Below are 21671 nucleotides of genomic sequence, written 5' to 3' on the forward strand. Positions count from 1 at the left end.
TTGAAATTGTAACCCTTTACAACATGAACAAGTCAAATAGTAAGGCCAAACACAAAGTAAGCCCATCTAATTGAAATTCTTGTGTCACCCTTACACAAAATATGCTATTATTTGTAAAAAGGGGGCACCGCCATGTTGCTGATTGAACAAATGAAATCCACACATTTTTCCCACGCTGAACAATCCTTAGTGCAGTACATGATTGAACATCCTGAAAAACTTGACCAATTAACGACGACACATTTTGCAGAAATTACCCATACTAATCCAACTAGCCTCATCCGCGTTGCCAAGAAACTAGGTTTTAAAGGTTGGACCGATTTAAGATCGGCCTACCTTGACGAATGGGTATATTTAAATAGCCACTACAACGCCGTTGACGCCAATCGTCCTTTTAAAAAAAATGATTCCCTAGCAACCATTGCCAATAAAATGGCTAACTTAGAACAAAATACCATCCAAGACACTCTATCTTTATTGGATTACCAAGAGATTCAAAAGGCACAAGATATTCTATTGAAGGCTAAGAATATTAAAATATTTGGTAGTCACACAAATGCCATGATTTCTCAGGAATTTGTAACGAAGATGCGTCGGATTAACCGCGACGTGACTATCGCCTCTTCCTTTCATTATGTAGATTATGAAGCTTATCATTCAGACCAAGACTCCTGTGCTATTATCATTTCCTATTCAGGGGAAAATGCTAGTTTGATTAAAAATATGGAGATTCTTAAACATAAAAAGGTCCCTATCATCAGTCTGACTAGTATTGGTGACAACAAAATTTCCCAAATGAGCGATTGTCGCTTACACATTACTACACGGGAAAAACTCTATTCAAAAATTGGTAATTTTACCTCAAATACTTCTATTATTTATCTGCTTAATCTGCTTTATGCCATCGTCTTTGCGAACGACTACGATGAAAACCTAGACCATATTATTACAGTAGGTAAGCACTTTGACCAAAGAACCACAAGTGTTGATATTATGCGTGAAAATTAAGCGAAAGCTTAGAATAAAAATATTTAGATACACGATTTAATAGGATAAATTCTCAACAATATCATATTTCTCCAAACTAAAAGAGCCGCCCTTTTATGGACGACTCTTTTCTTATTAATTAACTTCAATTTGTGCTTCTGGGTTATTGAAAACTTCTTCGTTTAGAGTACCTAAACGTTTTGAGGTTACAACACCTGCTAGGATTGAATCGTTAACGTTTAAGGCTGTACGGCCCATGTCAACAATTGGTTCAATTGAAACCATTAAACCAATGATTTCTACTGGTAAGCCTAGGGTTCCGAATACGATTAGTGATGCGAAGGTTGCACCACCACCCACACCGGCCACACCGAATGATGAAATAACGATAGTTCCAATAATGGTTAACCAAACCATTGGGTCAGATAGGTCCATACCCACTGTTGGGGCTACGATGGCTACTAACATGGTTGGGTAGATACCAGCACAACCGTTTTGACCGATGGATAAACCAAAGGTACCGGCAAAGTTAGCTGTTGCATCTTCTACACCTAAAGCATCTGTTTGTGTCTGGATGTTCATTGGTAATGCCCCACCACTTGAACGTGATGTAAAGGCAAAGCCTAATACAGAAGATGCTTTCTTGAAGTAGTTGATTGGGTTGACTTTGAAACCAACTAAGATCAAGGCATGAATTGCGAACATAATAATAATGGCTACGTAAGCTGCGATAACGAATGTGGCCATATTCAATAGGGCTTGGAAGCTTGATGATGCCATGGCTTTAACCATTAAGGCAAAGATACCATAAGGCGCCATTCTCAAGACTAATGTCACGATACGTGAAACGATGGCGTCTAACATATCGATCATTTTCTTAAAGTATGAAGCTTCTTCTGGGTGTTTTCTTGCGACACCTAGATAAGCGACACCAACGAATGCTGAAAAGATCACTACTGCGATGTTACTTGATTGACGTAAGCCCGCTAAGTCTTCAAAGATATTTGTTGGGATAAATGACAGGATTTGTTGCGGTAGGGTTGTATCAGCGATTTCAGCTTGGCGCTCTTGGATATAAGCGATTCGTGCTGTTTCGGCTGCCCCTTGGGTAAATTCTGCACCGTCTAAGTTGAATAGTAAGGCAATGGATAAGCCAATAACGGATGCAACGGCTACTGTGATAATTAATACAGCTAGGACGTTGAAACCTATTTTGCCAAGGTTCTTCTCACCTTCTACTCGGGTAAAGGCGCGGACTAGTGAAACGAAGATTAATGGTACAACAAGCATTTGCAAGAAGGATACGTATCCGTTCCCGATGATGTTGACCCAATCTAAAATTGTTGTGGTTGTACTTGAGTCGGAACCAAATAGTAATTGAATAATAATACCAAAAACAATCCCAATACCTAATCCGATAAAGACACGGTTTGAATATTTCACGTGTTTCCCTGCTAAACGGTTTAGGAATAACAATACAAGTACAAAAATAGCTAATGTAATGATAACTGCCATCTTGTCTTCCTCCTGAATATTGATATAAATGTGGTGCTGATTAAGAATCAGCAGATCCAATTACATCATTCAACTGGTCGTTCAAAATGCCAATGAATCGTTCGGCTTCGCTAGATAGTTTACGGTATTTGTTTTGAATGTAAATAATATGGTTGTCTTCAACATCTGTAACAGGGACGGTGGTCATCATATCACGGAATGGTGAAGTCAATATACCTGTACCCACTAGGATAGCGTCGGTTTTCACTAAGACATTAATTGAAGTCGCCCGGTCGCTGACGTAAATGGTTGATTGTGTAGAGCCTTCTCCCAAGTCCAATGCTTCCTCAGTTAATTGAGCTGAGGAACCTTGTGTCTGTTCGAATGTAACAGATGGATAGGCCAGCAAATCTGCTTGGGTTAGGCTTTCTCTATCTGCTAAGGGATGTTGTTTACCGACGAAAACATGGGGTTGAAAGGCCCCGATTTCTGTATAGCTCAACTCGTTATGGTTTAGGTACTGCTTAATGACCTTTTGGTTGTAAGCATTCATGTATAAAATCCCGATTTCAGAATAGGCATTTTTGACATTTTCCATTACATCAGTTGTTGAGGTTTCTAATAAACGATAATGGTGGGCGCGATCTTCATCATTTGCAACCAATACCGCAAAAGCTTCTGACACAAAGTCATAATGCTGACTAGATACTGAAAACAATTTTTTTCGGTCGGCATCTAAGTAACGATTCTCCATAACGGATACCTGCGACAAGACGTCACGGGCGTACGATAAGAATTCGCTACCTTCTTCAGTAATGAAGATACCGCGTTTTGTGCGCTCGAAGATTTGTAAGTCATACATTTCTTCCAACTCACGAATGGCCGTTGATAAAGAAGATTGCGCCATGAACAGCCGTCTAGCTGCCTCACGGAATGATCCGCTATCAGCGACGACAACAGCATATTTTAGTTTTTGAAAGTTCATGGCTCTCTCCATCCTTCCCTTGTGAACTCTTACACTCACAATTTTCTATATTACACTAATCACATTCGTTTTTCACTATTACTGCTCACAGATGATCACTTTTTTAAACGTTAAAAGCTTGGTTGATATCTGCCACTAAATCATCACTATTTTCAATCCCTGTTGATATCCGTAAAACCTTGTCAGTTAGGCCGTATTGTGCCCGTAATTCAGTTGGGATATCCGCATGCGTTTGTGTTTCTGGGTAAGTAATTAAACTTTCTACCCCACCTAAACTCTCTGCAAAAGTAAAAATCTTCAAGCTGTTCAATGCATCGCGAATAATTCCAGCGTCTTTCACTGCGAATGATACCATACCCCCGCGTCCTGAGTAATACACTTTCTCAATTGCTGGGTGGTTTTCTAAAGCTTCTACTAAGGATTTGGCGTTCTTTTCATGTTGTTGCAAGCGAACTGCCAAGGTTTTTAGTCCACGCATGATCAACCAACAGGCAAAAGGATCTAAAGTTGCCCCTGTTGTATTCAATTGGAAGGCTAATTTTTCATTGATATCTTGATCCTTGCTGGCTACTAAACCACCTAAGACATCATTGTGACCACCAATATATTTCGTTGCTGAATGGATGACAACATCCGCCCCTTCTTCAAGTGGGCGTTGGATGAGTGGTGTGTAGAAAGTATTGTCTACAACAACTACAGCGCCAACTGCATGGGCACGTTTAGAAATTTCCGCAATATCAAATTCCACCATCATTGGATTAGTTGGTGTTTCGATGAAGACTAATTTCGGTCCTTTTTCAATTTCAGCGTACACTTCATCTTCTGTTAAACAGTAAGTGAAGTTGTAGAAGCCCTTTTCCTCCATGTGATGGAAGTAACGGTATGAGCCACCATATAAATCTTGTAGGGTAACGACTGTATCACCATGTGATAATAAGCCTTCAATAACTAATTGAATAGCTGCCATACCTGATGACGTAGCAAACCCTTGTTCACCATTCTCCAAAACTGCAATTGCTTCTTGCAAGACGTCACGAGTTGGGTTGGCCGTACGCGTATAGTCGTAACCAGTGGATTCACCTAGGCCTGGGTGTTTATAGGCTGTTGAGAAATATAGTGGCGTGTTAATCGCACCATAAGCCTTGTCACTACGGTTACCAATTTGTGCAAGCAAAGTTTCAATATGTCGTTCTGTCATCGTCATTACCGTCCTTCTATTAAAATTCAATTAAATTCCGTTATCGCTTTTACCAATCATAACATGGTTTAAATGATTAAAATTTATGGATATTAGAACGGTGTTGTTCGCTAAAAACGAACACAATCAAGTTGTTGATTGGGCGACATTTTCCCACAGCAAAAAGGACCACCACCCATTAAGCTGATAGCCCTTCCGCCAATAAGAATATTGGATTATTTAAAATCTACGTATACGATAACGCCATTCGCGTCTTTGGCTGTTACATGATTTGCTTCTTCAGCAACTACACGACCGTTAGCTTTTAATTTCGCTACGATATTATTGTATAATTCTTGGTTATGGTAAGTTAATGTGTACGCTGCTAAACCTGTTTGGTCTTCAGCGTATGGTACCATGGCTTCTGCACCCCAAGCGTTTACGGCGATGTGGTGGTGGTAGTCAGAGTATGAAGTGAAGTGGACATTATTCGTGAAGCCCATTTGCTCTTCTAAGACCATTTCATCTGTTAAGAAACCGAAGAAGTCTTCTACTTTAGCTGATGATAAGTGTAAGTGACCGATGATTGTCCCTTCAGCGAAGAATGCTTGTGGCTCGTCAGATGAACGGCTAGCTAATACGCCTTCAGCATCCATTGGTTCAGTTACACCAGTTACCCCACCGTTTGGATCATGTGTCCATTGGTCAGCAGTACGGTCAGCGTAAATTTCAATACCGTTGTCTTCTGGATCTTGTAAGTATAATGCTTCTGAGTAAGAGTGGTCTGAAGCACCTGATAATTGTGTTTGGTTTAATAACATACGGTATAAAACGTCACCTAAAGTGGCACGAGAAGGTAACAACCAAGCTGTGTGGAATAGACCGTTTTTCGGACCAGTGATTAATTTGTAGTCTGCTTTACCGTCTAAGATTAATTGCGGTGCATCTTGCCCTTTGAAACCTAATTCAACGATACCTTCAGTTTCTTCATCTTTTAAGATTTCTAAACCGATTACTTCGTTGTAGTAGCGTTTCATTTTATTTAAGTTTTTTACGCGGTAAGTAACTGTTGAGATTGTAACATCATTAAAAAATTGTTTTTCCATTTTATATTTCCACCTTTTATTTTGTTTATATATACGAGTTGAGTTTGCTTCAACTATCATCATTAAATTTTGATTTAACAACTTACTTTTTTTAAAAATCACTTATTAAAAGTAAGTTCATAAACAGTATACCTTATTTTTTCTCAGTGGTAAACACTCTTGCTTCTTTCTTCTCATATTTTTGGTATCCCGAATAAAAAAGCCTAAACTTTGCTAATTCCAATGAAATGCAATACCAAATGATTTATAATAAAAGTGGAATATTAGGAGAAATGGAGTGAATGTGAATGTTTGAATGGTTTGCAAATGCCAACCCGATTTTACAAGCTACGCTGGCCGGCGTCTTTACTTGGTTGATGACGACCTTAGGTTCAGCATTGGTATTTTTCTTTAATGAAATTAATCGTCGTGTATTGGATATTATGAATGGATTTGCTGCTGGGGTTATGATTGCCGCAAGTTTCTGGTCACTTCTTGCCCCATCAATTGAATATGCAGAGGCAGGTGGTTGGGGCCGGTTTGCCTTTGTACCAGCCTTAATTGGTTTTATAGTAGGGGGACTTTTCCTACGTTTGATCGATTACATCACCCCCCATTTACATATGGGACAAAATAAAATGGATGCTGAAGGACCTAAGACCAAGTTGCCAGCAACAACCTTGTTATTCTTAGCCGTAACCATCCACAACTTCCCCGAAGGTTTATCTGTTGGGGTAGCATACGGGGCCAACGAATTTAATGCTGCAAGTCTGGCTTCTGCCTTGGTATTAACCATGGGGATTGGGCTACAAAACTTCCCTGAAGGGGCAGCCTTATCTATGCCAATCCGCGCAGAAGGTGCCAGCAAATGGCGTGCCTTCCAGTTGGGTCAAGCATCAGCCCTAGTAGAAATCGTCGGTGCCGCTTTAGGCGCTTTACTGGTTTCTCAAGTGACTGTTATCTTACCTTACGCACTAGCCTTTGCAGCAGGTGCCATGATCTTCGTTTGTGTGGAACAACTGATTCCAGAATCACAATCGCATGGTAACTCAGATATCGCCACCGTCGCCCTACTTATTGGCTTTGGTGTCATGATGACCCTAGACGTTGCTTTAGGTTAAATCCCTTGCAAAACTCTTTGAAAAAAACTATTGCGATAAAACCCATCAACCAGACGCAAACAGCGTACGCCAGGTTGATGGGTTATTTTTTGTATATTTAAGACAGGTATTTTGAAAAATGACTGTCTGTTAGAATTTCACATCCGCGTCTTGCATGGCTTTTTGAATGTAAGCTGCCGACTCGTGCAATTTTGCCTCTTCCCAAGCATTCAAGCTAACGGGTAGTCGTTTTTCCACGCCATTAACGCCAATAATACAGGGCATTGATAGGGCAACGTTACCGTTATAGCCATATTCACCGCGTAAGGTGGTGCAGGCTGGGTAGACACTACGTTCATCAAGAACAACGGCCTTAGCCATCGTAACTGCTGCTTGAGCAACACCCGCATTGGTCCAACCCTTGCCATTAAAGACATCATAAGCTGCAGAAACCACATTCTTCTTGATATCTTCAGGACTTGATAGGTCAACTTGTGGGTCGCGGTCAAAGTATTGGTCTAGTTCTTCGTAAGCCACTCCTTGAATATTCAATTTACTCAAGACTGGGAAGGCTGTAGCCCCGTGTTCCCCCATCATATAGCCGACGACTGATTTAGGGTCAACATCGTAAGCGTTGGCGAAAACATTACGCAAGCGAGCTGAATCAAGCATAGTTCCTGTTCCAAAAATCTTCCCTTCAGGATAGTCAAACTCATTTTCTGCGATATATAAAATGGTGTCTAGCGGGTTGGTAATCACAATGATAATGGCCTCTTTGGTGTGCTCAACGATGTTCTCCATTACGTCACGAATGGTTTTTGAAGTGATTTTCGCTAGGGTTGCCCGGTCCGGTTCGGCAGTTGGGTTATTGGGATCAGGTTTCATAGAATTCCCGGCCGCAATTACGATAACATCCGCATCATCTGTTTGCTCGTAACCACCGTGGGTCACTTTAATATTGTTCATGTAAGTTAAAGCTCGGGCCTGCTCTTGATCGACCGCTTCACCGCGCGCGATATTTTCATCGATATCAATGACGCCAATTTCACCAAAAACGCCAGCCTTCATGGCATCCGCCAATACGTAAGAACCTACGTGACCAACACCCACAACTACTAATTTATTTGTTTTCATCCCATTGCCTCCGTCTCTCTAATTCTTTTTTAATTATTATAACGCAGTTGTCAGGAAAAATCATTAACCGGACTGAGGATAGGAAGCAGTCTATAACCTTGCCACCAAGACGCAAAAAAGAAGCCAGGAATTCGTATTCCCAGCCCCTCATGTTAGTTAGCTCGTTTTTCATCCTCAATCGCTCGAGCAAAGCTATTGAGTTCAAAACCATTATTTTATGACTAATACATGTGATTTGACGTTACGTACTACATATTCAGATACGGAACCCATCATGGCTCGTTCAATTGCCCCTTTACCAGTTGCACCTACAACCACAAGGTCCGCTTTGGCTGTATCTGCGAACTCTACAATACCGTATCTTGCGTCGCCTTTGATGATTTCAAGGGTTACATTTTCAAGGCCAGCTTCTTTGGCTTCTGCTTCATAAGATTCTAAGACGCTTAAGGCATCCGCCCGCAAGTCGTCATATAATCGCATAGAGGCTTCCGGATTACCGAAACGCACAAAGTCATCTAACACATTCAACACGATCAACTCAGAATCATTTTGCTTAGCGATAGATACTGCTTCTTTAAAAGCACGGTATGAAGCGTCTGATCCATCTACTGGAATTAAAATTTTTTTATATTCTGCTGCTGACATAATAATCCCTCCTCATGGGTGCTTGTGTTCATCCCCATCCTATTTCACAACTAGTACTGGGATTTTAGATAGTCGTACTGTGTACTCTGCCACAGACCCAACTAGGGTACGCGTTACAGCGCCTTTACCAGTTGCACCAATTACAACTAATTGGTAGTCACCTTCATTAGCAATTTTGGCTACTTCACGTCTTGGGTTTCCAAAAGAGGTGAAGGTACGTATGTCATTGAAATTACGGGCTTTACCATAATCTTCATATTTTTCAAGGGTTTCTAGGGTACGTTTTTTCATCTCGTTGATATCTGTTTCAGATACCCGCAAGTCACTAAACACATAGTCATCTGCAATTACTGATAGGACGTCTACGGTAGCATTTGATCGCATGGCAATCTCAACTGCATCTCGAAAGGCTGCTTTACTGTTGTCCGAGTCATCTACTGGCACCAATATACGTTGAATGTTATCAAGAATCATTTTGGTTACCCCCTTACTTTCTTTCTATATAAAGTATAACACAAAAATGGAATCGCTTACAAAAATAACCCCTTTATATTTCAAGAAAAACAATTAATCCCTTTTTTCTAGCGAATGCTTGAACCTTACGCCAGTATGTTATTCAAATCGAAGCCAAGCAAAAAGACCATGGCATTTTGCCACAGTCTTTTGGGTTTCTATGCTTATAAGTCCTGTAATGATGTGAAGGCTAAGTCCTCTGTTGTTAAGCCTTTTAAGAAGGCTACGGTGACGTCCACAGTGTCTTGGAAGTCTTGATAGGCAGATATTAGGTAATGAGTATGTGCATAACGAGTTGGCATACCTAGTGTAATCACTGATACCCCATTATTTGCAGTATGGATTGAGCCGGCGTTTGTACCACCACCATCACGGACGGCTTGTTGGATTGTGATGCCAGCCTCTTCACTAGCTTTCAAAAATAGACCGTTTAAGTGGTCAGAAGCGATATAAGTTGAATCGCGATACCGTAATTGAGGTCCTTGTTTCACGCGTCCTTGGCCAAGTGTAGCTGATTTTGCGTAATCATCTGAAGGTGTCCCCTCAAAAACAATAGCCACTTGTGGATCAATACGGTTTGTAGTGACTTTAGCCCCTCTTAAACCAACTTCTTCTTGTGTGGCAAAGGCGCCAACAAGATTGAATGGTAAGTTTTTCACGCCTTCAGGTCCTAATTCATTGAAGACAGCGATGGTTGCAGCTACACCAAGACGGTTGTCAAAGGCTTTACCAATCATCATGCCATTCTTTTCGTTGACCTGGAATTTGGTTGCTGGTACAACGGGTTGGCCAACTGTAATACCGAAATCGTTGATCACTTCTTCTCTTGAAGTGGCGCCCACATCTAATTTCAAGTCTGTTAAGGCTACTGGTTTAGCCTTTTCTTCCGCAGTCATGAAATGGATAGGTTTACTTGTGGCAACAGCTGGTACATAGCTTTCATTATCATTGGTCCTAACCATGAATAATTGCGACTGGGCAGAGGCTGCCGTCCAACCACCTAAAGCTTGCATCAACAATAAACCATTTTCGTCAATGGCTTGCACCATAAATCCGACTTCATCCATGTGGGAGTCTAACATGATCGTTGGTTTGTTGGGGTCGATGTCAGTAAAATTCATGTATAGGTTTTTCATTGCATCGGCTTGTAAGGTAAAATCGCCTTTGTTGGCTTTCACTACTTCGATCACTTGGTCTTCATATCCTGGCGCCCCGTAAGCATTCGACACGTTTTCTAACAATTTAATATATTTCATTTTGCACCTCTTTAGACTTTCTAATGTAACCATTTTACCGATATTTATTGGAAAATGAAAGCGAGTGCCCTTCAAAGGAAAAAGCCATCCCTATCCTTGCTAGCTAGCAAAGACATGGATGGCCCTTCTTCAATCTTTATTTGTCTGCATTAATGTGGTCGTATTTCGCTGGGTTTTCGTTGAATTTCTTCACGACATATGGGCATATGGCTTTAATTTTGCGGCCTTTTGCCTCTGAGTCGGCAACTAGCTGGTCGACAAGTTGTGCAGCGACACCTTGTCCGCGCAAACTTGGATCCGTCCATGTGTGTGTTGCGACGATGACATTGTCTGCCTTTGGTTGATACTCGATTTCAGCAATACGTTTGTCGCCTGCTTCGTTAAAAATGGCAAATCCATTGGTGACTTCTTTAATTTCGTATCCCATATATTCCCTCCTCAACTTGTGTGACGCTTTATTACCTTAATTATATCAAAATCTAGGGATAATAGCTCAAAATTAGCCTTGGTTGACCTTGTTTTCATTTACTCGGTATAATGAAGTGAACTTAAATGGTAGGCAACTGTTTTACAAAAAAGGAGTGGCAATATGGGCTTATTTTCAGGATTATTTGGTAATGCTTCAGAAGCGGATAAGGAGCGAGTTTCTGAGGCTTTGGAGAAGGTACTCATTCCCGGTGAATCAATTGAATTATCTTACAACATCTTGCAAGACTTAGTCGTATTCACATCATATCGATTAATTTTAATGGATAAACAAGGGATTACCGGTAAGAAACGAGACTTCATGAGTGTACCTTACAAGTCAATTTCACGCTTTTCAGTAGAAACTGTGGGGAATTTTGATGTGGATGCTGAAGTAGATATTTACTTATCTGGTAACGACCAACCAACAATCGCCCTACAATTTAGAGGTGGCGACGTGGTATATGATGTACAGCGCGCCCTAGCAGCAGCCGTATTACTGTAAGAATTTAGACGAATTTTATGAGAGGTGACCGTATAATGGTCAGCTCTTTTTTGTATTGTACTTGTAAAGCAGTTGATAACTGCCGGTTCAGCATCCGGTGACCATTTTGCCAAAAAAATAACCCTCTAAAGTTAGGTTTTTGGTCTACCTTTAGAGGGTCCCATTCAACAAACGATGCTGCCTAACTGTTGGCTTTTAGGCTTGTTGATGATTCGGTGTTTTGATTGATATATATTTTGATGTTTAGCTATTAACGGCTAGCACCGAGATACAAAGGATCACCTCCTTAAGGCGGGACAGCTTTTGAATGCATCATCCGGTTAACAAACGCAAGGTTAACACTGTGTTGTTTGATAGCGATCATACATCTTTTCATTTTATCTTTCCTCCTAAAGGTGTGAAAATCCATAAAAAAATAGCGTCAGACACTAAGGTCAAACGCTAGGATTTTTAATAGATATTTTCATTGTAGTCGGTGTAAGAACTGTAGCTTCAAGGGCACAAGGGCACGCAGAACCGTTAGCTGGTAAATGATTCAGTAGTGCATTCCAAGTGTTAAACAATAGATTCGTCATTTTATACCTCACAAAGTTGGCAAATGGATTGAATTCAATTGGCTGATTTTTTTTGCTACAATTTACACTTTCATCATAGCATGACCAATTTTTGCTTGTCCAATAATTATACTTTAAAAATAACGAGAAAAATGTTCGGCTTTTGCTCATAGTTGATTGGCAAAGGGATTTTGTTGATATATAATAAAGCAGTATGCCACAAAGGCGCAAGAGAATTTTGAAGGGACGATTATTTATGTCTAGAGCAGTAGGTACTGTTGTAAGAGGGTTACGTGCCCCAATTATTAAAGAGAACGATGACCTAGCTGGTATCGTTGTAGATACTGTCTTAAACGCGGCCAAAGAAGATGGTTATGAAGTTCGTGACCACGATATCGTAACAGTTACAGAGTCAATTTTAGCTCGTGCACAAGGAAACTTTGCTGAGTTAGAGGCTGTTGTAAAAGATATCCAACGTCAAACAAAGAGCGAAACGATTGGTATCATTAACCCAATCCTTAGCCGTAACCGTTTCTACGCCATCTTAAAAGGTATCGCTATGTCAGCGAAAAAAATCGTGATTCAATTAAGCTACCCTTCTGATGAAGTGGGTAACCGTTTAATTTCACGTGATGAATTAGAAGCATCTGGTTTAAACCCATACACTGACGTTTTAACAGAAGCTGAATTCCGTAGCCACTTCCCAAACTTGGCGCATGAGTTTACAGGTGAAGACTACGTTGCTTTATACAAAAAATGCGTGGAAGAAACTGGTGCAGAGTGTGAAATTATTTTCGCTAACCACCCACAAACCATTTTAGACTACGTAGATACAGTTGTAATCGCTGATATCCACGACCGTAAATACACACGCCGTACTTTAGAAAAACATGGCGCTAAAGAAATCATTGGTTTAGACCAAATCTTAAACCAATCAATCGACGGTTCTGGTTACAATGAAGACTTCGGTTTATTAGGCGCTAACCTTTCTGGTAACAATAGCTTGAAACTATTCCCTCGTGATGCACAAGCATTCGTTGAAGACGTTCAAAAACGTTTATTAGAAGCAACTGGTAAAGCTGTTGAAGTAATGGTTTACGGTGATGGCGCTTTCCAAGATCCAGTTGGCCATATCTGGGAATTAGCTGACCCTGTTGTATCACCTGGTTTCACTAAAGGCTTATCTGGCACACCAGACGAAATCAAAATCAAATACGTTGCGGACAACCAGTTCGGTGACTTATCTGGTGAAGAATTAACAGAAGCGATGCGTGCTTATATCAAGGACCATGACAAAATCGATGAAGCTGGACATAACACGTCATTAGGTACAACACCGCGTAACATCACTGACTTAGTTGGGTCATTATCTGACTTAACTTCAGGTTCAGGAGACAAAGGTACGCCGTTTATCTATATCCAAGGCTACTTTGACAAATATTCTGACTAATAATAAGATCTGAGTGAGACCATTCAGCTCAAAAACGATAACGTAAATAGGCAAAATGATAACACATCAAGAAGACTATTTGCGAAGCGGACTTAAGCTGGTCGCACGAACTCAACTTCAGAGTGTGAGTTTCGGCGTTCAGTCAGGTCCCCACTATTAATCAAATAATAATGTTAACTATTAGGGACACAACTTTGCTTGTGTCCCTTTTTTGCGTACGCAAAAAAATAACCAGCCGTTGGGAGGACCGCTGGTTAAAATTGTAATCTTTCATTTGGGAGGAGAAAGATTTATGAAGAAAAGTTTGGTTTGTTTATTGGGTATGCTTATATAATAGGCGATACTTTTGAAGATATGATGAAATTGTCAGCAAATTTTGTGATAAATATGTGATAAAAGTTTTAACAATTTCTAAAGACAAGATTTTACCGTAAAGAAGGGCCTATGACTTTCATATCTTAGACCTTCTTGAAAATAGTTACTATTTTGAGCAGTTACTCACACTTTGTAGTCGAGTGCGCTTCTTGCGCATAGGCATCCGTATGTCACTACGTTCCTACGAATGCTTTATTGACCAGCTCACGTCCACTTCGCGCCTTCAATTGGGCTTTCTTTGGCAGTCCGGCCTCCACTTCAGACTAGTTTGCATCACACTTTCTGTGATACAGCACTAGTCTTCCAGTGCTACCTACCTAAGCGCAAAGCTCGCACCTTTTTTTAATGTGTTTTGCCGCCAACAATTTTCATGTCTTCTTTGCCGTCAAAGTCCACAATGGCTGCGATGGCTGCTTCGATTCCGCGAACGATGTCTTCCAAGGCCATAGATGGCGTGTTTGGACGGTTTGTGACTTGTTCTGGTAGGAATGGAATGTGCATGAAACCAGCTTTGATGTTAGGATACTCTTTATTGGTTAAGTATAGCGAATGGTACATAATATGGTTGCAGACAAATGTTCCAGCAGTATTTGATACTTCTGCAGGTACATTAGCCTCTTTCATATAAGTAACCATTGCCTTAATTGGCAACTGGCTAAAGTAAGCTGGTTGCCCGTCTTCTTTGATTGGTTCATCAATTGGTTGTTTACCTTCATTATCTGGAATACGTGCGTCATCTTCATTGATAGCTACCCGTTCAGGTGTTAAGGCAAAACGTCCTCCCGCTTGACCAATATTCAAGATATAGTCAGGTTGGTGCTCTTCAATTGCTCTTTTTTCTACTTCTGCACTTTTATTAAAAACAGTTGGAATTTCTAATTTGATAATTTCCGCACCCTTGATTTCTTCCGGCAAACGTTTCACTGCCTCAATCGCTGGGTTAATCGTATCATCACCAAATGGATCGAATCCTGTTACTAAAATTTTCATCTTTATACCTCCTAGAATGCCCAGCTATACATTAATACAATATGAAAAAAAGCGGATAAGTACTGTTTATCCGCCAGTCTTCAATATCCTATGCGATTTTTGTCTTTCACATTATCTTTGTTTTATATTTGCTGATAATGCACAATCTGACTTACGACACTATCCTTCTTATGACTGGCAAACACAAAAAACATAGAAAAGTATGTGAATGTTCCCTGTTTATCCACGATTTTTCCATGCAGAGCTGCTTCCTTCCCGTGGGATAAAATTTGAAAGACTTCTATAGATGAAATATCCGTCACCCTAATTGCGCTAGATAATACTTGGTCTTTACCAGTTAATACTAAATCGTTATAAGGCGCCTTATATACCACCTCATCTACCATTAGTGACCCATCGTATACTAACCCCTTCGCATATAAATTCATCGCTAAATCGCGGGCAATTCGTCGCTTAGGTGCATTATCACATGCTAGGTCTCCTATCAAGAAAAAGGGCAAATCAGGTAAATCGGATGACACTAAACTGAAAGATAAACCTAACTCAAGCAAACTCTTTTCCAATATTTCAATTGCCTTAGGGCCCACACCATGCAGATGAGCCAGATTCGATTTTGTTACACTCGATAACTGTTCAATTTGATCAATCCCAACCGTCGCCAACGCATTAGTTGCTGGCTTACCAATTTTTGGTAAATCTGTCATTCAAATACCTCCTAAAGCAATCAGTTTAATATTCACATACAAAAATTCCTAGAATTGCTATTTTAGTATCATTAGAAGGTAACTTTTGTAATTGTATGATTTTTAACACTTATTTATTGAGCTCTTTACTCATAAAAACATCCATCAAAGGGTGATGGCTTTCCGCATCTAATTTTTCATATAGTTTAATGGCTTAATGGCCGCCTTCTCAATCGGCCGCCCTAATACCATAAATTTTATACTTCTCCCTACATTATTCTTTCTAAATATACAAAAAACCGTTAGCTTAAACAAGTGTCTAAGCTAACGGTTTTATTTTGCATGGCAACGTCCTAGTCTCACAGGGGGAAACCCCCAACTACATTCGGCGCTAAGAAGCTTAACTTCTGTGTTCGAGATGGGAACAGGTGTGTCCTTCTTGCCATCATTACCACACAATATTTATATGAGCATTTTGTTCGCTCAAAACTGAATCTGTAAGTCGTCTACCATTCCATCATACAATCTTATATCCATTGGATAAGTCCTCGACCGATTAGTACTAGTCCGCTCCATACATCGCTGCACTTCCACTTCTAGCCTATCTACCTGATCGTCTCTCAGGGGTCTTACTATCTTAAAGATATGGGAAATCTCATCTTGAGGAGGGCTTCACGCTTAGATGCTTTCAGCGTTTATCCCATCCACACATAGCTACCCAGCGATGCTCTTGGCAGAACAACTGGTACACCAGCGGTGTGTCCATCCCGGTCCTCTCGTACTAAGGACAGCTCCTCTCAAATTTCCAACGCCCGCGACGGATAGGGACCGAACTGTCTCACGACGTTCTGAACCCAGCTCGCGTACCGCTTTAATGGGCGAACAGCCCAACCCTTGGGACCGACTTCAGCCCCAGGATGCGATGAGCCGACATCGAGGTGCCAAACCTCCCCGTCGATGTGAACTCTTGGGGGAGATAAGCCTGTTATCCCCAGGGTAGCTTTTATCCGTTGAGCGATGGCCCTTCCATGCGGAACCACCGGATCACTAAGCCCGACTTTCGTCCCTGCTCGACTTGTAGGTCTCGCAGTCAAGCTCCCTTCTGCCTTTACACTCTACGAATGATTTCCAACCATTCTGAGGGAACCTTTGGGCGCCTCCGTTACATTTTAGGAGGCGACCGCCCCAGTCAAACTGCCCGACTGACACTGTCTCCCGACCGGATTACGGTCGCGGGTTAGAGTGGCCATGTCACAAGGGTAGTATCCCACCAGCGCCTCCACCGAAACTAGCGTTCCGGCTTCAATGGCTCCTACCTATCCTGTACATGTCACACAGACACTCAATATCAACCTGCAGTAAAGCTCCATGGGGTCTTTCCGTCCTGTCGCGGGTAACCAGCATCTTCACTGGTACTACAATTTCACCGAGTCTCTCGTTGAGACAGTGCCCAAATCGTTACGCCTTTCGTGCGGGTCAGAACTTACCTGACAAGGAATTTCGCTACCTTAGGACCGTTATAGTTACGGCCGCCGTTTACTGGGGCTTCAATTCGTACCTTCGCTAATGCTAAGCACTCCTCTTAACCTTCCAGCACCGGGCAGGCGTCAGCCCCTATACGTCATCTTTCGATTTAGCAGAGACCTGTGTTTTTGATAAACAGTCGCTTGGGCCTATTCACTGCGGCTGACCAAATGGTCAGCACCCCTTCTCCCGAAGTTACGGGGTTATTTTGCCGAGTTCCTTAACGAGAGTTCGCTCGCTCACCTTAGGATGCTCTCCTCGACTACCTGTGTCGGTTTGCGGTACGGGTTGTTTGTATCTAACTAGAAACTTTTCTTGGCAGTGTGACGTCAGCAGCTTCGGTACTATATTTCCCTCCTCATCACAGCTTGTCTTTAACACGAAGCATTTCACTCTGTGTCAGACTCACTGCTTGAACACGAATCCAATAACGTGCTCTGCTTAGCCTCCTGCGTCCTTCCTTTGGTCAAACAATACAAACAAGTACAGGAATCTCAACCTGTTGTCCATCGCCTACACCTTTCGGTCTCGGCTTAGGTCCCGACTAACCCTGGGAGGACGAGCCTTCCCCAGGAAACCTTAGTCATACGGTGGACGGGATTCTCACCCGTCTTTCGCTACTCATACCGGCATTCTCACTTCTAAGCGCTCCACAAGTCCTCTCGATCTTGCTTCTCTGCCCTTAGAACGCTCTCCTACCATATCCATGCGGATATCCACAGCTTCGGTGTTCAGTTTAGCCCCGGTACATTTTCGGCGCAGGGTCACTCGACTAGTGAGCTATTACGCACTCTTTAAATGATGGCTGCTTCTGAGCCAACATCCTAGTTGTCTAAGCAACCCCACATCCTTTTCCACTTAACTGAAACTTTGGGACCTTAGCTGGTGGTCTGGGCTGTTTCCCTTTCAACTACGGATCTTATCACTCGCAGTTTGACTCCCGGATTAAAATATTTGGCATTCGGAGTTTATCAGATTTCGGTAATCCTAGATGGACCCCTAGATCAAACAGTGCTCTACCTCCAATATTCATCATCCGAGGCTAGCCCTAAAGCTATTTCGGAGAGAACCAGCTATCTCCAAGTTCGATTGGAATTTCTCCGCTACCCACACGTCATCCCCGCCTTTTTCAACAGACGTGGGTTCGGGCCTCCAGTGCGTTTTACCGCACCTTCACCCTGCACATGGGTAGGTCACTTGGTTTCGGGTATACGACTACATACTCGACGCCCTATTCAGACTCGCTTTCGCTATGGCTCCGTTTCTTCAACTTAACCTTGCATGCAATCGTAACTCGCCGGTCCGTTCTACAAAAAGTACGCCATCACCCATTAACGGGCTCTGACTGCTTGTAAGCGCACGGTTTCAGGTACTATTTCACTCCCCTTCCGGGGTGCTTTTCACCTTTCCCTCACGGTACTGGTTCACTATCGGTCACTAGGGAGTATTTAGCCTTGGGAGATGGTCCTCCCGGATTCCGACGGAATTACACGTGTTCCGCCGTACTCAGGATACAGACTAGCGTTATTGATCTTTCGTCTACGGGATTGTCACCCTCTGTGATTGGCCTTCCCATGCCATTCGACTAAATCTTTAACTACATATCGTCTGTCCTACAACCCCAAAGAGCAAGCTCTTTGGTTTGGGCTCTTTCCGTTTCGCTCGCCGCTACTCAGGAAATCGAATTTTCTTTCTCTTCCTACAGGTAATGAGATGTTTCAGTTCCCTGCGTCTTCCTCTCAAACTACTATGTATTCGTAGTTGAGTAATTGCCTATCAAAGCAATTGGGTTTCCCCATTCGGAAATCTCCGGATCAAAGCTTACTTACAGCTCCCCGAAGCATATCGGTGTTAGTCCCGTCCTTCATCGGCTCCTAGTGCCAAGGCATCCACCGTGCGCCCTTATTCACTTAACCATTGGTTAAGTTGTATGATTCGCGAAAAGTAATTTGCTTACTTTTATTGGTTTTTTACTCTTGGTAAAATTGGAATTTCTTATATTAATTATCTCCTGGTAGAAAATAATTAAATAAGAGGTTTATTACTTACAGTATTCAGTTTTCAAAGAACAAAATATATACAAGAGAGATAAATCTCTCAAAACTAAACAAAGAAGAGTCAAACACATTGTGTATTCCGTTATATTCCTTAGAAAGGAGGTGATCCAGCCGCACCTTCCGATACGGCTACCTTGTTACGACTTCACCCCAATCATCTGTCCCACCTTCGGCGGCTGGCTCCATAAAGGTTACCTCACCGACTTCGGGTGTTACAAACTCTCGTGGTGTGACGGGCGGTGTGTACAAGACCCGGGAACGTATTCACCGTGGCGTGCTGATCCACGATTACTAGCGATTCCGGCTTCATGCAGGCGAGTTGCAGCCTGCAATCCGAACTGAGAATGGCTTTAAGAGATTTGCTTGCCCTCGCGGGTTTGCGACTCGTTGTACCATCCATTGTAGCACGTGTGTAGCCCAAGTCATAAGGGGCATGCTGATTTGACGTCATCCCCACCTTCCTCCGGTTTGTCACCGGCAGTCTCATTAGAGTGCCCAACTGAATGCTGGCAACTAATAATAGGGGTTGCGCTCGTTGCGGGACTTAACCCAACATCTCACGACACGAGCTGACGACAACCATGCACCACCTGTCACTTTGTCCCCGAAGGGAAAGCCCTATCTCTAGGGTGGTCAAAGGATGTCAAGACTTGGTAAGGTTCTTCGCGTTGCTTCGAATTAAACCACATGCTCCACCGCTTGTGCGGGTCCCCGTCAATTCCTTTGAGTTTCAACCTTGCGGTCGTACTCCCCAGGCGGAGTGCTTAATGCGTTAACTGCGGCACTGAAGGGCGGAAACCCTCCAACACCTAGCACTCATCGTTTACGGCGTGGACTACCAGGGTATCTAATCCTGTTTGCTCCCCACGCTTTCGAGCCTCAGTGTCAGTAACAGACCAGAATGTCGCCTTCGCCACTGGTGTTCTTCCATATATCTACGCATTCCACCGCTACACATGGAGTTCCACATTCCTCTTCTGTACTCAAGTTTCCCAGTTTCCAATGACCCTCCACGGTTAAGCCGTGGGCTTTCACATCAGACTTAAGAAACCACCTGCGCTCCCTTTACGCCCAATAAATCCGGACAACGCTTGCCACCTACGTATTACCGCGGCTGCTGGCACGTAGTTAGCCGTGGCTTTCTGATAAGATACCGTCAAGACTGTAGCAGTTACTCTACAATTTGTTCTTCTCTTATAACAGAGTTTTACGACCCGAAGGCCTTCTTCACTCACGCGGCATTGCTCCGTCAGGCTTTCGCCCATTGCGGAAGATTCCCTACTGCTGCCTCCCGTAGGAGTTTGGGCCGTGTCTCAGTCCCAATGTGGCCGATCACCCTCTCAGGTCGGCTATGCATCATCGTCTTGGTAGGCCGTTACCCCACCAACTAACTAATGCACCGCAAGGTCATCTATAAGTGACAGCAGAGCCGTCTTTCAATCTTCTTCCATGCGGAAGAAGATATTATGCGGTATTAGCACCCGTTTCCGAATGTTATCCCCCGCTTATAGGTAGATTCCTTACGTGTTACTCACCCGTTCGCCGCTAACGTCAGAAGTGCAAGCACTTCATCTGTTCGCTCGACTTGCATGTATTAGGCATGCCGCCAGCGTTCGTCCTGAGCCAGGATCAAACTCTCATGAAAGATTTTCATGAGCTTGATTGCTCATTAAAGTTTGCTGACTTATTTATAGTAGTTCTCACTACTTTTAATTGTTGGAATCAAATGATTCCATACACAATTTTTGGTTTGTCTTCTTTGTTCAGTTTTCAAAGGTCTATCTCGTTGCTTTATTAGCGACTCATATATCATATCATCTTCATACGACGTTTGTCAACAGAATGTTTTGAAAAAGTTTTTTGTTGTTTTATACAAACGATGTCGTGTTGACGACTTAAATATCATATCACTTGACTTGAGCTATTGTCAACAAGAATTTAAAATTTCTTTTTTATCTCATTGTCGCCCTCAACAAGCAACCTGTATATATTACCCCTTATAGGAAGCCTTGTCAACGATATTCCAATATATTTTTCAATCTTTTTGAAGATGTTTATTGAAAGGTTTATTTGACGGCATTTCTACGGGTGTGTATTTGATCGTCACCTTGCATTTTTAGTTATATTCCTAGCAACGCTTAAATACCATCTCATGTGGAATGATTATTATTTGTTGTAAATTTTTATATTATTTTCCGATTCAATCAACTATTTTTACAAAATTTCCGTCAAAAAATATTTTGTCATTCACAATTAGCTATGCATTTTGATCAATAAATTCGTTGATAGTTAAATTTTGTCATTAGTGAATGTCTATAAGTTTTTAGTTTTGATTTATTTCCAGAGAATTACTCCACCATTCTTCATTCGTCATCCGTCAAATTACTTACAAGTATTCGCCATTTTTTGAAAGAATCTTCTAGTAGCTAAATATCAATATAATTTTACCACTGCTATTGAACAATATTTATATCCTTCGGATTCCAACACTTGTAGATCACTCAAATTTTGAAAAATGACCACAAAAAAAACCAGCAGCCGAAGCTACTGGTTTTTTCATCTTGCATGGCGACGTCCTAGTCTCACAGGGGGAAACCCCCAACTACATTCGGCGCTAAGAAGCTTAACTTCTGTGTTCGAGATGGGAACAGGTGTGTCCTTCTTGCCATCATTACCACACAATATTTATATG

Annotated in this window: 15 protein-coding genes and 4 rRNA genes; 4 read left to right on the plus strand and 15 right to left on the minus strand. The window is 42.0% G+C overall.

The genetic code is table 11. The features are described 5' to 3' along the window. Positions 1 to 132: 132 nt before the first annotated feature. Positions 133 to 1008 carry a MurR/RpiR family transcriptional regulator gene (locus tag AWM74_RS04285; RefSeq protein WP_026465094.1) on the plus strand — a complete coding sequence of 292 codons (876 nt, stop codon included), beginning with the start codon at positions 133 to 135 and terminating at the stop codon, positions 1006 to 1008. Positions 1009 to 1122: 114 nt separating this feature from the next. Here AWM74_RS04285 and AWM74_RS04290 read toward each other — a convergent pair whose 3' ends face one another. From AWM74_RS04290 to AWM74_RS04305, 4 genes are all read right to left on the minus strand, one after another. Further along, on the minus strand, positions 1123 to 2502 hold the full coding sequence (locus AWM74_RS04290) for an L-cystine transporter (protein ID WP_026465093.1): 1380 nt from the start codon (positions 2500 to 2502) through the stop codon (positions 1123 to 1125). A 40-nt stretch (positions 2503 to 2542) separates the two neighbouring features. Beyond that, a complete protein-coding gene (locus AWM74_RS04295; RefSeq protein WP_016897353.1) occupies positions 2543 to 3466 on the minus strand; it encodes a LysR family transcriptional regulator in 924 nt (307 codons plus the stop codon). 103 nt (positions 3467 to 3569) lie between these two features. After that, on the minus strand, positions 3570 to 4670 hold the full coding sequence (locus AWM74_RS04300) for an aminotransferase class V-fold PLP-dependent enzyme (RefSeq protein ID WP_026465092.1): 1101 nt from the start codon (positions 4668 to 4670) through the stop codon (positions 3570 to 3572). Positions 4671 to 4879: 209 nt separating this feature from the next. Beyond that, positions 4880 to 5749: a VOC family protein gene (locus AWM74_RS04305; RefSeq protein ID WP_051218097.1), complete on the minus strand. Its 870-nt coding sequence runs from the start codon at positions 5747 to 5749 to the stop codon at positions 4880 to 4882. Positions 5750 to 6036: 287 nt separating this feature from the next. Between AWM74_RS04305 and AWM74_RS04310 the strand changes: the two genes are divergently transcribed. Then, positions 6037 to 6849 (plus strand): ZIP family metal transporter, encoded by an 813-nt coding sequence (locus tag AWM74_RS04310; protein WP_016897356.1) that lies wholly within the window; start codon positions 6037 to 6039, stop codon positions 6847 to 6849. A 129-nt stretch (positions 6850 to 6978) separates the two neighbouring features. On the opposite strand, the gene AWM74_RS04315 is transcribed toward AWM74_RS04310, so the two are convergent. The 5 genes from AWM74_RS04315 to AWM74_RS04335 form a co-directional block, all read right to left on the minus strand. After that, entirely contained in the window at positions 6979 to 7962 is a 984-nt protein-coding gene (locus AWM74_RS04315) for a lactate/malate family dehydrogenase (RefSeq protein ID WP_026465091.1), read from the minus strand. A 210-nt stretch (positions 7963 to 8172) separates the two neighbouring features. Next, a complete protein-coding gene (locus AWM74_RS04320) occupies positions 8173 to 8607 on the minus strand; it encodes a universal stress protein (protein WP_026465089.1) in 435 nt (144 codons plus the stop codon). Between the two features lie 39 nt (positions 8608 to 8646). Next, entirely contained in the window at positions 8647 to 9081 is a 435-nt protein-coding gene (locus AWM74_RS04325; RefSeq protein WP_026465088.1) for a universal stress protein, read from the minus strand. Positions 9082 to 9284: 203 nt separating this feature from the next. Continuing rightward, positions 9285 to 10376 (minus strand): M42 family metallopeptidase, encoded by a 1092-nt coding sequence (locus AWM74_RS04330; RefSeq protein ID WP_026465087.1) that lies wholly within the window; start codon positions 10374 to 10376, stop codon positions 9285 to 9287. A 136-nt stretch (positions 10377 to 10512) separates the two neighbouring features. Continuing rightward, positions 10513 to 10803, minus strand: a complete 291-nt coding sequence (locus AWM74_RS04335; protein WP_026465086.1) for a GNAT family N-acetyltransferase — start codon at positions 10801 to 10803, stop codon at positions 10513 to 10515. A 162-nt stretch (positions 10804 to 10965) separates the two neighbouring features. Here AWM74_RS04335 and AWM74_RS04340 point away from each other — a divergent pair, with 162 nt between their 5' ends. Then, complete coding sequence (locus AWM74_RS04340) at positions 10966 to 11346, plus strand: PH domain-containing protein (protein ID WP_026465085.1); 381 nt, start codon at positions 10966 to 10968, stop codon at positions 11344 to 11346. An 810-nt stretch (positions 11347 to 12156) separates the two neighbouring features. After that, complete coding sequence (locus tag AWM74_RS04345; RefSeq protein ID WP_016897364.1) at positions 12157 to 13350, plus strand: coenzyme F420-0:L-glutamate ligase; 1194 nt, start codon at positions 12157 to 12159, stop codon at positions 13348 to 13350. A gap of 717 nt (positions 13351 to 14067) precedes the next feature. Here AWM74_RS04345 and pcp read toward each other — a convergent pair. From pcp to rrf (AWM74_RS04375), 6 genes are all read right to left on the minus strand, one after another. Beyond that, positions 14068 to 14715 (minus strand): pyroglutamyl-peptidase I, encoded by a 648-nt coding sequence (gene pcp, locus AWM74_RS04350; RefSeq protein WP_026465084.1) that lies wholly within the window; start codon positions 14713 to 14715, stop codon positions 14068 to 14070. A gap of 122 nt (positions 14716 to 14837) precedes the next feature. Beyond that, positions 14838 to 15419: a helix-hairpin-helix domain-containing protein gene (locus AWM74_RS04355; RefSeq protein WP_026465083.1), complete on the minus strand. Its 582-nt coding sequence runs from the start codon at positions 15417 to 15419 to the stop codon at positions 14838 to 14840. Positions 15420 to 15738: 319 nt separating this feature from the next. Continuing rightward, positions 15739 to 15854, minus strand: a 5S ribosomal RNA gene (gene rrf / locus AWM74_RS04360). Positions 15855 to 15934: 80 nt separating this feature from the next. Continuing rightward, a 23S ribosomal RNA gene (locus tag AWM74_RS04365) occupies positions 15935 to 18838 on the minus strand. A 236-nt stretch (positions 18839 to 19074) separates the two neighbouring features. After that, positions 19075 to 20624, minus strand: a 16S ribosomal RNA gene (locus tag AWM74_RS04370). Positions 20625 to 21542: 918 nt separating this feature from the next. Then, positions 21543 to 21658 (minus strand): 5S ribosomal RNA (gene rrf, locus AWM74_RS04375). The 16S, 23S and 5S rRNA genes sit together here, the layout of an rRNA operon. Between the last annotated feature and the right edge of the window lie 13 nt (positions 21659 to 21671).

Source organism: Aerococcus urinaeequi (assembly GCF_001543205.1).
Classification (GTDB): Bacteria; Bacillota; Bacilli; order Lactobacillales; family Aerococcaceae; genus Aerococcus; species Aerococcus urinaeequi.